Origin of the sequence: Pseudomonas yamanorum (assembly GCF_013386765.1) — a bacterium.
Classification (GTDB): domain Bacteria; phylum Pseudomonadota; class Gammaproteobacteria; order Pseudomonadales; family Pseudomonadaceae; genus Aquipseudomonas; species Aquipseudomonas yamanorum_A.
This window is the reverse complement of record NZ_JACARE010000012.1, coordinates 18,616-31,928: the sequence shown is the minus strand read 5'-3', so window position 1 is coordinate 31,928 and position 13,313 is coordinate 18,616. Positions and strand designations below refer to the sequence as shown.

General features: G+C 61.2%; 11 protein-coding genes. All 11 read right to left on the bottom strand.

The window, feature by feature from the left end; all coding sequences use genetic code 11:
* Window positions 1-162 precede the first annotated feature (162 nt).
* Window positions 163-651 carry an RDD family protein gene (locus HX875_RS08115; protein WP_177042779.1) on the bottom strand — a complete coding sequence of 163 codons (489 nt, stop codon included), beginning with the start codon at window positions 649-651 and terminating at the stop codon, window positions 163-165.
* A gap of 106 nt (window positions 652-757) precedes the next feature.
* Window positions 758-970 carry a cold-shock protein gene (locus HX875_RS08110; protein ID WP_177042778.1) on the bottom strand — a complete coding sequence of 71 codons (213 nt, stop codon included), beginning with the start codon at window positions 968-970 and terminating at the stop codon, window positions 758-760.
* Between the two features lie 393 nt (window positions 971-1,363).
* On the bottom strand, window positions 1,364-2,488 hold the full coding sequence (gcvT, locus tag HX875_RS08105) for a glycine cleavage system aminomethyltransferase GcvT (protein ID WP_177042777.1): 1,125 nt from the start codon (window positions 2,486-2,488) through the stop codon (window positions 1,364-1,366).
* A 39-nt stretch (window positions 2,489-2,527) separates the two neighbouring features.
* The gene (locus tag HX875_RS08100; RefSeq protein ID WP_177042776.1) at window positions 2,528-3,904 is read right to left on the bottom strand and encodes an L-serine ammonia-lyase; all 1,377 of its coding nucleotides are present in this window, start codon (window positions 3,902-3,904) and stop codon (window positions 2,528-2,530) included.
* A gap of 190 nt (window positions 3,905-4,094) precedes the next feature.
* Window positions 4,095-6,941, bottom strand: coding sequence for an aminomethyl-transferring glycine dehydrogenase (gene gcvP / locus HX875_RS08095; protein ID WP_177042775.1), 2,847 nt, complete (start codon window positions 6,939-6,941; stop codon window positions 4,095-4,097).
* A gap of 10 nt (window positions 6,942-6,951) precedes the next feature.
* Window positions 6,952-7,335, bottom strand: a complete 384-nt coding sequence (gene gcvH / locus HX875_RS08090; protein WP_003220049.1) for a glycine cleavage system protein GcvH — start codon at window positions 7,333-7,335, stop codon at window positions 6,952-6,954.
* 421 nt (window positions 7,336-7,756) lie between these two features.
* Window positions 7,757-9,265, bottom strand: a complete 1,509-nt coding sequence (locus HX875_RS08085; RefSeq protein ID WP_177042774.1) for a sigma-54-dependent transcriptional regulator — start codon at window positions 9,263-9,265, stop codon at window positions 7,757-7,759.
* Between the two features lie 185 nt (window positions 9,266-9,450).
* A complete protein-coding gene (locus HX875_RS08080; protein ID WP_177042773.1) occupies window positions 9,451-9,813 on the bottom strand; it encodes a DUF5064 family protein in 363 nt (120 codons plus the stop codon).
* Between the two features lie 18 nt (window positions 9,814-9,831).
* Window positions 9,832-10,761: a carbamate kinase gene (gene arcC / locus HX875_RS08075; protein ID WP_177042772.1), complete on the bottom strand. Its 930-nt coding sequence runs from the start codon at window positions 10,759-10,761 to the stop codon at window positions 9,832-9,834.
* Window positions 10,762-10,957: 196 nt separating this feature from the next.
* The gene (locus HX875_RS08070) at window positions 10,958-11,968 is read right to left on the bottom strand and encodes an ornithine carbamoyltransferase (RefSeq protein WP_010169901.1); all 1,011 of its coding nucleotides are present in this window, start codon (window positions 11,966-11,968) and stop codon (window positions 10,958-10,960) included.
* A gap of 69 nt (window positions 11,969-12,037) precedes the next feature.
* Window positions 12,038-13,294: an arginine deiminase gene (arcA, locus tag HX875_RS08065; protein WP_177042771.1), complete on the bottom strand. Its 1,257-nt coding sequence runs from the start codon at window positions 13,292-13,294 to the stop codon at window positions 12,038-12,040.
* Between the last annotated feature and the right edge of the window lie 19 nt (window positions 13,295-13,313).

The following is a 13,313-nucleotide window of genomic DNA, read 5'->3' as shown; positions in this document are numbered from 1 at the left end:
GGAGTAATACCGGAGCTGAGGGCACACCGAGCATTAGCGAGGTGCCGAGTGGTGGGGCAAGAGCGTTTTGCTTACTTTTGCGCTGTTCAAAAGTGAGCCGCTGTAAGAGCGGAACCCATAGCAGCCCTGACCGCAGCAACGGATATGCCCCCAATCTAAAACCTACTTCTTTTTCTTAGGAACCCGCACCAACCGCGTATCCGAATAAATGTCATGCCAGCCACGCTTGTGCTTATCAAACAGCGCCCAGATAAACCCCAGCCCAACGCACAACCACGAAGCAATCGACACCACAAACCGCAACAACGCCTGCCACAGGCTGATGCGCGACCCATCAGCATTCTGCACCCGCACGCCCCACACCTGCATGCCCAGGGTCTGCCCCGAATGGGTCCAGAACTTGGCAAAAAACCCAAACAACACAAAAAACAAAATCGTCGACAACAGCGGATCACCATCCAGCGCGCCGGACTCAGAAAGCGCCCGCAGCTTGGCCTCACCGACAAACCCCATCCACACCAGCTTGTAGATGAAGGCCGTGACGATCAGCAGGGCAGTACACAACAGGAAGTCATAGAACATCGCTGCCAGACGACGGCCCAGGCCTACGGCGGGAAACTCGCCTTGGGGGCTCAGCAGGTGTTTCGACATGGCATGGCTCTCTTGAGAAAAAAGCCATTTTACGGAGCTTTTACCCGTACGGCGCCCATAAAAAAGCCCCTGATGTCATATCAGAGGCTTTTTGTCGCAGAAGAGATCAGCCCTCTGCTTGTACCTCGTCGGCTTGCATGCCTTTTTGGCCCTGCACCGCGATGAAGCTCACTTTCTGGCCTTCTTTCAGGCTCTTGAAGCCGTTGCCCTGAATAGCGCGGAAATGGACGAACAGATCCGGACCGCTTTCTGGAGTGATAAAACCAAACCCTTTTTCGTCGTTAAACCACTTGACGGTACCGCTCTGACGTTCAGCCATTTTCTTATTTCCTTGACGCAAAAAATTAATGACAGCCCCTTTCACATGAAAGAGTACTGGGCTGGGTTGCAGGAAAGTAAGAGACGTCGAACGGGTTGTAGCACAACTACTTCAGCTACTGCCCAGGTCCAGGTTCCAAGCGACCCATGCAAACACAGTGGTCAAACTCTACGCCAACTAAGGCAGAAAAAACAAGCCCCGGGAAAAGCCCAGCGTTTGCTCGGCTTTGTGACACTTCGGTCAACAATGGAGGGCTTGTTTATTCGATAGAGTTGGTCACTTGTTATAGGTGACTGAACATAACATTGACTATCGTCAATGCACTTTTATGTGGCGGTTGCGTTACAAATTAGTGCGCTTTAACGCAACCGCGTTACTTATAGGAACAGTCAATCAACCACGGTAGTAACGCTGTGGCACGAATGGCATTTTACTTACACGCAGTGGCACCTTTTTCCCACGTACCAACGCCCACACTTCGGTATCCAGTGCGATGAACGCGCTGTCCAGGTAACCCATGGCCAGCGGGCCGCCCAGGCTCGGGCCAAAACCGCCGCTGCAGACGCTGCCGATCACGGTGCCGTGTTCGTCGACGATTTCAGCACCTTCACGCACCGGTGTGCGCTCCTGCGGCAACAGGCCCACGCGTTTGCGGCTCACACCGGTTTGTTGCTGGGTGAAGATCGCGTCGGCGCCCGGGAAGCCACCGGCACGCGCGCCGTCTGCACGACGGGCCTTGGAGATCGCCCACAACAGGCTGGCTTCAATCGGTGTGGTCTCGGTGTTCATGTCATGGCCATAGAGGCACAGGCCGGCTTCCAGGCGCAGGGAATCGCGGGCGCCCAGGCCGATGGCCTGTACTTCGGTTTCGGCCAGCAGGCTGCGCGCCAGGGCCTCGGTACTGGCGGCCGGCACCGAGATTTCGAAACCGTCTTCGCCGGTGTAGCCCGAGCGGCTGACGTAGCAGTCCACGCCCAGCAGGCGGGTCGGTGCGAATTGCATGAAGGTCATGTGCTTGACCTCCGGTGCCAGGCGCGCCAGTACGCTGACGGCAGCCGGACCCTGCAGGGCCAGCAGGGCGCGGTCCTCAAACAACGGCTCGATGGTGCACTGGTCACCGATGTGCTGGCGCAGGTGGGCCAGGTCCTGGTCCTTGCAGGCAGCGTTCACCACCAGGAACAGTTCGTCATTACCCAGGTTGGCGACCATCAGGTCATCCAGGATCCCGCCTTGCTCATTGGTGAACATTGCATAGCGCTGCATGCCCACCGGCAGGTCGATGATGTCTACAGGCACCAGGCTTTCCAGGGCCTTGGCGGCACCGGCGCCGGTCAGGCGGATCTGGCCCATGTGGGACACATCGAACAACCCGGCCTGTTCACGGGTGTGCAGGTGTTCCTTCATCACGCCCAGCGGGTATTGCACCGGCATGTCGTAGCCGGCGAAGGGCACCATGCGTGCGCCCAACTCGATGTGCAGAGCGTGCAACGGGGTTTTCAACAGGGTTTCGGTGGACATATTCAGCTCCTGAAAAACGTGCGGACGCGCTTGTGGGCGTCAGCACTCGATAATGTTGACCGCCAAACCGCCACGGGCGGTTTCTTTGTATTTGCTTTTCATGTCGGCGCCGGTCTGGCGCATGGTGCGGATGACTTTGTCGAGGGACACGAAGTGTTGCCCGTCGCCGCGCAGGGCCATGCGCACCGCATTGATGGCCTTGACCGAGCCCATGGCGTTGCGCTCGATGCAGGGCACCTGCACCAGCCCGCCAATCGGGTCGCAGGTAAGACCCAGGTTGTGTTCCATGCCGATTTCTGCGGCGTTTTCCACCTGGGAAACCGTGCCGCCCAGCACTTCACACAAAGCGCCGGCCGCCATGGAGCAGGCCACGCCGACTTCGCCCTGGCAGCCGACTTCGGCGCCGGAGATCGAGGCGTTTTCCTTGTACAGGATGCCGATGGCTGCGGCGGTGAGCAGGAAGCGCACCACGCCGTCTTCGCTGGCACCCGGGATAAAGCGCATGTAGTAGTGCAACACTGCCGGCACAATCCCGGCCGCACCGTTGGTGGGCGCCGTTACGACGCGCCCGCCATTGGCGTTTTCTTCGTTGACCGCCAGGGCGTACAGGTTGACCCAGTCCAGCACCGACAACGGGTCGCGCAGCGCCGATTCCGGGTTCTTGCACAGTTGGCGATGCAGCGCGGCGGCGCGGCGCTTGACCTTCAGGCCTCCGGGCAATATCCCTTCATTGCGACAGCCTGCGTCCACGCAATCCTGCATCACCTGCCAGATCTTCAGCAGGCCTGCGCGGGTTTCCGCTTCGGGGCGCCAGGCGCTTTCGTTGGTCAGCATCACCTGGCTGATGGACAGCCCATAAGTGGCGCAATGGCCAAGCAAGTCCTTGGCGTGCTTGAAAGGGAAGGTCAGCGGCGTGGTGTCTTCGACAATCCGGTCAGCGCCGGCAGCGTCTTCATCCACCACAAACCCGCCGCCGACCGAGTAATACTCGCGGCTGCGGATCTGGATACCTGCGGCGTCGAAGGCACGAAAAATCATGCCATTGGGGTGGTAGGCGAGAGGCTTGCGAATCATCGCCAGGTGTTCTTTCTCGTTGAACGCAATGCTGTGTTCGCCGAGCAAGTTCAAACGACCGTCACCGCGCATTTGCGCAAGGCGTGCGGCGACGGTTTCGGTATTCACGGTGTCCGGGTGTTCGCCTTCCAGGCCCAGTAACACGGCCTTGTCGCTGCCGTGGCCTTTGCCGGTGGCGCCCAGCGAACCATAGAGTTCCACCTTGATGCCATTGGTGGCGCTCAGCAGGTTGTCACGCTTTAGCCCCTCAACAAATCGGGCAGCTGCGCGCATCGGGCCGACGGTGTGGGAGCTGGAGGGGCCGATGCCAATCTTGAACAGGTCGAACACGCTAAGGGACATGGTTGTTCTCCGGTTTCTTATTATTTTGGAAGACTTGCTCGCTCAGTGTAGAAACCGGGCTTGTGTGGGAGCTGGCTTGCCTGCGATAGCATCACCCTGGTCTACCTGATAGACCGAGGTGCCCGCATCGCAGGCAAGCCAGCTCCCACAAAGGCCAGCTCCTACATTTGACCGAGTTCAGTCAGTCAGATCACGCGTAGCTTTCGATCGACGGGCACGCGCACACCAGGTTGCGGTCGCCAAACACGTTGTCGACCCGGCCAACCGGCGGCCAGTACTTGGCTTCGATCAGCGACGCAACCGGGTACACCGCTTGCTCGCGGCTATAGGGGTGGCTCCATTCGCCCACCAGTTCCGCCGCGGTGTGCGGTGCGTTCTTCAGCGGGTTGTCGTCCTTGTCCAGCGTGCCGTTTTCCACTGCGCGAATCTCTTCGCGGATGGCGATCATGGCGTCGCAGAAGCGGTCCAGTTCTTCCTTGGATTCGCTTTCGGTCGGCTCGATCATTAGGGTGCCGGCCACCGGGAACGACATGGTCGGGGCGTGGAAACCAAAGTCGATCAGGCGCTTGGCCACGTCATCCACGCTGATGCCGCTGCTGTCTTTCAACGGGCGCAGGTCGAGGATGCATTCGTGGGCCACCAGGCCATTGCTGCCGGTGTACAGCACGGGGTAGTGCTCTTCCAGGCGACGGGAAATGTAGTTGGCATTCAGGATCGCCAGCTGCGAAGCGCGTTTGAGGCCCGCGCCGCCCATCATGCTGATGTACATCCAGGTGATCGGCAGGATGCTTGCGCTGCCGAACGGTGCGGCGCAGACCGCGCCTTCCTTGCGTTCCATGGCGGCATGGCCGGGCAGGAACGGCGTGAGGTGGGATTTGACGCCAATCGGGCCGACGCCCGGGCCGCCACCGCCGTGCGGGATGCAGAAGGTCTTGTGCAGGTTCAGGTGGGACACGTCGCCGCCGAACTTGCCCGGGGCGCACAGGCCGACCATCGCGTTCATGTTGGCGCCGTCGATGTACACCTGGCCGCCGTTGTCGTGAATGATCCCGCAGATTTCGCGGATGCCTTCTTCGAACACGCCGTGGGTGGACGGGTAGGTGATCATCAGTGCCGCGAGGTGTTCGCGGTGCTCGATGGCTTTGGCGCGCAGGTCTTCGATGTCGACGTTACCGCGGGCATCGCACGCGGTGACTACAACGCGCATGCCGGCCATGTTGGCGGTGGCCGGGTTGGTACCGTGGGCCGACGACGGGATCAGGCAGATGTCGCGGCGTTCTTCGCCACGGCTCTGGTGATAGGCGCGGATGGCCAGCAGGCCCGCGTACTCGCCCTGGGAACCGGCGTTCGGTTGCAGGGAGATCGCGTCGTAACCGGTGGCCGCGCAGAGCATGGCTTCCAGTTCGGTGGTCAGTTGCTGGTAGCCGGCGCTTTGCGAGGCCGGGGCGAACGGGTGCAGGGCACCGAACTCGGCCCAGGTCACCGGGATCATTTCGCTGGCGGCGTTGAGCTTCATGGTGCACGAACCCAGCGGGATCATGGTGCGATCCAGGGCCAGGTCCTTGTCGGCCAGCTTGCGCAGGTAGCGCATCAGCTCGGTTTCGGAGTGATAACGGTTGAACACCGGGTGGCTGAGGATCGGCGACTGGCGCAGCAGCGCGGCGGGCAGGGTGCTTTCAACGCTGGCAGCCAGTGCGGTGAAGTCCGGCAGGGCCTTGCCACCGGCGAACACGCTCCACAGGGTTTCGATGTCGGCTTGGGAGGTGGTTTCGTCTACCGACAGGCCAAGACGCTCGCCATCGACCACACGCAGGTTGATGCGCTGGGCGCGGGCCTTGTCGTGCAGGGCGGCAGTTTGTGCGCCGGTCTTGATGGTCAGGGTGTCGAAGAAGCTGGCTTGTTCAACCGCCAGGCCCAACGCGCTCAAGCCTTTGGCGAAGATCGCGGTCAGGTGATGAACGCGGTTGGCAATCTGGGTCAGGCCTTTGGGGCCGTGGTACACGGCATACATGCTGGCAATGTTGGCCAACAGCACTTGGGCGGTGCAGATGTTGCTGGTGGCCTTCTCGCGGCGGATATGTTGCTCGCGGGTCTGCATCGCCAGGCGCAGGGCCGGCTTGCCGAAACGGTCGACGGACACACCGACCAGACGGCCCGGCATATCGCGCTTGAACGCATCCTTGGTGGAGAAGTACGCCGCGTGCGGGCCACCGAAGCCCAGCGGCACGCCGAAGCGTTGCGCGCTGCCGATGGCCACGTCGGCGCCGAACTCGCCCGGCGGGGTCAGCAGGGTCAGGGCCAGCAGGTCGGCGGCCACGGCCACCAGGGCGTTGGCGGCGTGGAAGCGTTCGGTCAGCTCAAAGTAGTCGAATACGTCACCGTTGCTGGCCGGGTATTGCAGCAGGGCGCCGAAGAAGGCGCTGACGTCGGTCAGTTCACGCTCGTCGCCCACCACCACGTCGATGCCCAGTGGCTCGGCACGGGTGCGCAGCACGTCGAGGGTTTGCGGATGGCTGTGGACCGAGGCGAAGAACGCGTTGCTGCCCTTGTTCTTGCTCAGGCGTTTGCAGAAGGTCATGGCTTCGGCAGCGGCGGTAGCTTCGTCCAGCAAGGATGCGTTGGCGATCGGCAGGCCGGTGAGGTCGCTGATCAGCGTCTGGAAGTTCAGCAGCGACTCCAGGCGGCCCTGGGAAATCTCCGGCTGGTAAGGCGTGTAGGCGGTGTACCAGGCCGGGTTTTCCAGGAGGTTGCGCAGGATTGGCGACGGCGTGTGGCAGTTGTAGTAGCCCTGGCCGATGTAGGTCTTGAACAGCTCGTTCCTGGCGGCAATCGCCTTGATCGAAGCCAGTGCATCGGCCTCGCTCAGGCCATCACTCAGGCCCAGCACGGCGGTGCCCTTGATGCTTTCCGGGATCACGCTGGCGCTCAGGGCTTCCAGGGAGTCAAAGCCCAGGGTGGCGAGCATCTGTTGCTCGTCTTCCTGGCGCGGGCCGATGTGGCGGGCGATGAATTCGTTGGCGGTGGTCAGATTAGTCATGGCGCGCTCCTCAGGCTTCAGCGTTGGCTTTGATCAGGCGGTCGTACGCATCCTGATCCAACAGCTTAGCTACTGCATCGGCATCAGCCGGTTTAAAGCGGAAGAACCAGCCTTCGCCCATCGGGTCTTCGTTGACCAGTTCGGGGCTGCCGTCCAGTTTGTCGTTCACTTCGAGGACTTCGCCGTCCAGGGGCATGTACACACCGCTGGCGGCCTTGACCGACTCAACGGTGGAAGCTTCTGCACCTTTGTCGTAGGACTGTAGCTCAGGCAGTTGCACGAAAACCACATCACCCAGCGCGTTCTGCGCGAAAGCGGTAATGCCCACGGTCACGCTGCCGTCGGCTTCGGCGCGCAGCCATTCGTGATCTTCAGTAAAGCGCAACTCGCTCATGGAAACTCCTCAGGGCCAGATTCGTCTGGTGGACGGGATTGGAATAATGGGGAGTTGCTTAGCAAAAACGCGGCCAATGTTTTTTTATCTTTATAAATCAATTGGTTATTGATTTTTGGGGGTGATGTAGAAAATACAGCTGTAGCGATATCGCTACAGGTTGGAGGGCGAAAAAAAGCCTATGAGGATCAAAGCCTTGCATGGCGACGGTTGAAAGGTGTTGTATCGATATCGTTCCACTGTAGCGCTTTCAGTACAGGTGCAGGTCGCTTTTGATGTCGGAGCTGGAATGCAATCAATGTGGGAGCCGGGCTTGCCCGCGATGCTGGCACCTCGGTGTGTCAGTCACACTGCGTTGATGCTATCGCAGGCAAGCCAGCTCCCACAAAAGCTGGCTCCCCACAGGGTTGACCGAGTTGCTTCAGGGTTTTGTGGGGATGCCGTATTTGCGCAGCCGGTGGGCGATGGCGGTGTGGGAAGTTTGCAGGCGGCTGGCCAGTTGGCGGGTGGACGGGTAGCTGACGTACAGCTTCTCCAGCAAGGTGCGTTCGAAGTCTTCCACGGCCTGTTCCAGGCTGTCGATTTCCCCATCGCTCTGGCGCGCCACCGAGGTGCCGGCGATGTCCAGGTCGCCGATGTCCACCAGGCTGCTTTCGCAAATGGCCGCAGCGCGGAAGATCACGTTCTGCAACTGGCGCACGTTGCCCGGCCAGCGGTTGCCCAGCAGGGCAGGGTAGGTACCGGGCGCCAGGCGGCAGACCGGGCGCTGGATCTGCGCGCAGGCCTGCTGCATGAAGTAGCGGGCCAGCAGCAGGATGTCCTGGCCGCGTTCGCGCAGGGGCGGCACTTCGACGTTGAGCACGTTGAGGCGGTAGAACAGGTCTTCGCGGAAGGTGCCTTCGCTGACCATCTTTTCCAGGTCGCGGTGGGTGGCGCTGAGGATCCGCACATTGACCTTCACCTCACGGTCGCCGCCCACCCGGCGGAAGCTGCCGTCGTTGAGAAACCGCAGCAGCTTGGCCTGCAAGTACGGCGACATCTCGCCGATCTCGTCGAGGAACACCGTGCCCTGGTTCGCCAGTTCCATCAGCCCCGGCTTGCCGCCGCGCTGCGCGCCGGTGAAGGCGCCGGGGGCGTAGCCGAACAGTTCGCTCTCGGCCAGGTTCTCCGGCAGCGCCGCGCAATTCAGGGCCAGGAACGGCGCACTGTGGCGGGCGCTGATGGCGTGACAGGCGCGGGCAACCAGTTCCTTGCCGGTGCCGGTCTCGCCCTGGATCAACAACGGTGCATCCAGCGCCGCCACCCGTTGCGCCCGCGCCTTGAGGGTGCGAATCGCGGGGGACTCGCCCAGCAGCGCGTCGAACCCTTCGGCATGGTCGTGGTGCAGCGCCGACAGTTGTTCGCCGATGCGGTTGGGTTGGTACAGGGTCAACAGGGCGCCGGCGTCGGTGATCGGCGTGGCGTCCAGCAGCAAAGTCTGGCCGTTGACGCTGATTTCCCGCAGGGCCAGGCGAAAGCCGTGTTCCAGCAAGGTGGCCAGCAACGTTGGGTCATCGAACAGTTCGTTGATGCTTTCGCCGGCGGGCTCGCGGCCGTACAGCGCGATCAAGGCCGGGTTGGCCAGCAGGATCTTGCCGGCGCTGTCCAGGGCCAATACCGGGTCGGTCATCGCGGCCAACAGGGCATCGAGTTGCAGGTGCTGGCGTTGGCCGGGGAGGATGTCGACCACGGTCACGGCTTGCACGCCGCGCACACTGAACAGTGCGTCGCGCAGTTCTTCCAGTACTTCGGCGCTCAAGGTTGGAGCGTCGATGTAGACGTTGGGCGGCACCATTTCCACCGCATCCAGGTTGAGATTGCGCCCACCGAGCAAGGCCAGGACTTCCTGGGTGATGCCGACGCGGTCGATGAAGCTGACGTGGATACGCATGGGGCGGTTAGCGGTTCTGGCGGGCGAGAGGTGGCAAGTATGCCTGACCGGTGGTGGAGATCAAAAATGTGGGAGCTGGCTTGCCTGCGATAGCGGTGGATCAGTCATTGAAAATATTAACTGTCAGTCCGCTATCGCAGGCAAGCCAGCTCCCACAGGGGATCGCCGGTGTTAATGAAATCGGGTTATTCCAGGTGTTCAGGTTTGATCGGGTCGCCCGGCTTCACATCCAGCTGATGCCGCACATCTTCAAACATCAGGTCGTACTGCTTGTGCATCTGCCCATTGAGCACGGCAATCTTCGGCATGCCGTATTTCTGCGCGATGTTCATCGCGTGCCGGGCGAAGTCGAACGACTGGTCCTTGGGCAGGAAAAACTCTTCCTTGAGGTCCTTGCCCTGCACCGAACCGTGCATCTTGAAGAGCATTCCCTTGCCTTCCTTTGGGTCCTGGCTGACTTCGTAGTCGATGCACAGGTTGTAGCTGTAGTCATCCTTGTTCAGCGCGTGGCGTTCGATGTGCAAGTGACCAGGTTCAAAGGTAGCCATAGGCGTTTCTCCTCTACTTCACAGGTAGGTGATGCCAGGTTTTGCGGTACTGATGCGGGTGCCGGCGCTGCCCTGGACGATCGCTTCGATGTCCGAGAGTGAACCGATCACTGCGGTTTTGCCAGTCTGGCGGGCGAACTCGCATGCCGCCTGAACCTTGGGCCCCATGGAGCCGGCGGCGAAGCCGAGCTTTTCCATTTCGTCCGGGTGCGCCTGGCCGATGGCTTTCTGAGTGGGTTTGCCGAAGTCGATAAACGCGGCATTGACGTCGGTGGCGATCACCAGCAAATCGGCGTCCAGTTGCCCGGCCAGCAGGGAGGAACACAGGTCTTTGTCGATCACGGCTTCAATGCCCTTGAGCTTGCCGTCTTCGCCATACAGGGTCGGAATCCCGCCGCCGCCGGCGCAGATCACGATGCTGCCTTTTTCCAGCAGCCACTGGATCGGGCGGATTTCAAAGATTCGTTTCGGCCGTGGGCTGGCGACCACGCGGCGGTATTTGTCGCCATCCGGGGCAATTGCCCAGCCTTTTTCGGCGGCGAGTTTTTCTGCTTCGGCTTTGGAATAGACCGGGCCGATGGGCTTGGTCGGGTTCTGGAAGGCCGGGTCCTTGGCGTCGACTTCGACCTGGGTCAACAGCGTGGCGAACGGCACTTCGAAGTCCAGCAGGTTGCCCAGTTCCTGTTCGATGATGTAGCCGATCATGCCTTCGGTTTCGGCGCCCAGCACATCCAGCGGATACGGCGAGACCTGGGTGTAGGCCGCGGCTTGCAGCGACAACAGGCCCACTTGCGGGCCATTGCCGTGGGCAATCACCAGCTCGTTGCCTTTATGGATCTTGGCGATCTGTTCGGTGGCGATGCGGATATTGGCCCGTTGATTGTCTGCGGTCATGGGTTCACCACGACGCAGAAGGGCGTTGCCGCCCAGGGCTACGACGATACGCATAATGCAATCCTTCTAAAATTCGGCCTTGTGAACACAGGGCAAACTGTGGGAGCGGGCTTGTGTGGGAGCCGGGCTTGCCCGCGATGGCATCACCTCGGTACATCTGAAATACCGAGGCGTCTGCATCGCAGGCAAGCCAGCTCCCACAAAAGCACTCCCACATTGAGTGTGTTCCGACAGTGAGAGCGGTGTTGGTTTAGATATCCGCCAACGCCGACACCAGAATCGCCTTGATGGTGTGCATGCGGTTTTCCGCCTGTTCAAAGGCAATGTTGGCCGGCGACTCAAACACTTCTTCGGTCACTTCCACGCCATTGGCCAGGTTCGGATACCGCGCGGCGATGTCTTTGCCGACCTTGGTCTCGCTGTTGTGGAATGCCGGCAGGCAGTGCATGAACTTCACCCGTGGGTTGCCCGAGGCTTTCATCATCTTGGCGTTGACCTGGTACGGCAGCAGTTGCTCGATACGCTCGTCCCACGCTTCCACCGGCTCGCCCATGGACACCCAGATATCGGTGTGGATGAAGTCCACGCCTTTCACCGCTTCTTTCGGGTCTTCGGTGATGGTGATGCGCGCGCCGCTTTCTTCAGCGAACTCCTGGCACTGCTTGATGAAATCAGCATGCGGCCACAGGGCTTTCGGCGCGCCGATGCGCACGTCCATGCCCAGCTTGGCGCCGATCATCAGCAGCGAGTTGCCCATGTTGTAGCGGGCATCGCCCAGGTAGGCGTAGCTGATGTCATGCAGCGGCTTGTCGCTGTGTTCGCGCATGGTCAGGGTGTCGGCGATCATTTGGGTCGGGTGGAACTCAGCGGTCAGGCCGTTGAACACCGGCACGCCGGCGAACTTGGCCAGCTCCTCGACGATTTCCTGTTCAAAGCCACGGTACTCGATGGCGTCGAACATCCGACCGAGGACGCGGGCGGTGTCTTTCATGCTTTCCTTGTGGCCGATCTGCGACGACACCGGGTCGATGTAGGTGACGTGGGCACCCTGGTCGTGGGCCGCGACTTCGAAGGCGCAACGGGTGCGGGTCGAGGTTTTTTCGAAGATCAGCGCGATGTTCTTGCCCTTCAGGTGCGGACGCTCGGTGCCGGTGTATTTGGCGCGCTTGAGGTCGCGGGACAGGTCCAGCAGGTAGTGCAGTTCGCGGGTGGTGTGGTGCATCAGCGACAGCAGGCTGCGGTTGCGCATATTAAAAGCCATGGTGGATCTCCTTAGGTTTCGGTTATCCCCTTGGCCACTGCTGGATAAGCAGCGGCCAAGGCCAAAATATTAATAGTCGATTGGGTCGCGAATGATCGGGCAGGTCATGCAGTGGCCGCCGCCACGGCCCCGGCCGAGTTCACCGGCGCTGATGGTGATGACTTCCACGCCGGCCTTGCGCAGCAGGGTGTTGGTGTAGGTGTTGCGGTCGTAGCCGATCACCACGCCAGGCTCCACGGCCACCACGTTGTTGCCGTCATCCCACTGCTCGCGTTCGGCGGCGAAGCTGTTGCCGCCGGTTTCCACCACGCGCAGGGCCTTGAGGTTCAGGGCGGCGGCAACGGTGTCGAGGAAGTTGGTTTTTTCGCGCTGGATGTCGATGCCGCCGGGCTTGGTCTCGTCCGGGCGCAGGGTGAAGGCGACGATCTGGTTCACCACTTCCGGGAAGATGGTGACGAGGTCGCGGTCGCAGAAGCTGAACACGGTGTCGAGGTGCATCGCCGCGCGAGACTTCGGCAGGCCGGCAACGATCACGCGCTCCACGGCTTTGTGCTTGAACAGGTTCAGCGCGAGCTGGCCGATGGCCTGGCGCGAGGAACGCTCGCCCATGCCGATCAACACCACGCCGTTACCGATCGGCATCACGTCGCCGCCTTCCAGGGTGGCGTTGCCATGTTCCTGGTCCGGGTCGCCGTACCACACCTGGAAGTCGGCGTTGGTGAACTCGGGGTGGAATTTGTAGATGGCGCTCGCCAGCAGGGTTTCCTGGCGTCGCGCCGGCCAGTACATCGGGTTCAGCGTCACGCCGCCATAGATCCAGCAGGTGGTGTCGCGGGTGAACTGGGTGTTGGGCAGCGGCGGCAGGATGAAGCTGGAGTGGCCGAGGAAGTCGCGGAACATCTCGATAGTCTTGCCACCGAAGCTGCTCGGCAGGTCGTCGGCCGACACGCCACCGATCAGGAACTCGGCGACCTTGCGCGGCTCCAGGCTGCGCAGCCACGAGCTGACTTCATTGACCAAGCCCAGGCCGACCTGGTTGGCGGTGATCTTGCGTTCCAGGATCCAGTCCAGCGCTTCGGGGATGGCAACGATGTCGGTCAGCAGGTTGTGCATTTCCAGCACATCGATGTCGCGCTCGCGCATCTTGGTCACAAAGTCGAAGTGGTCGCGCTTGGCCTGGGCCACCCACAGCACGTCATCGAACAGCAGTTCATCGCAGTTGTTGGGGGTCAGCCGCTGGTGGGCCAAACCTGGGGAGCACACCATGACTTTGCGCAGTTTGCCGGCTTCGGAATGTACGCCGTACTTCACTTTTTCCGTGGTCATTACAGATCCTCCAGTGAAC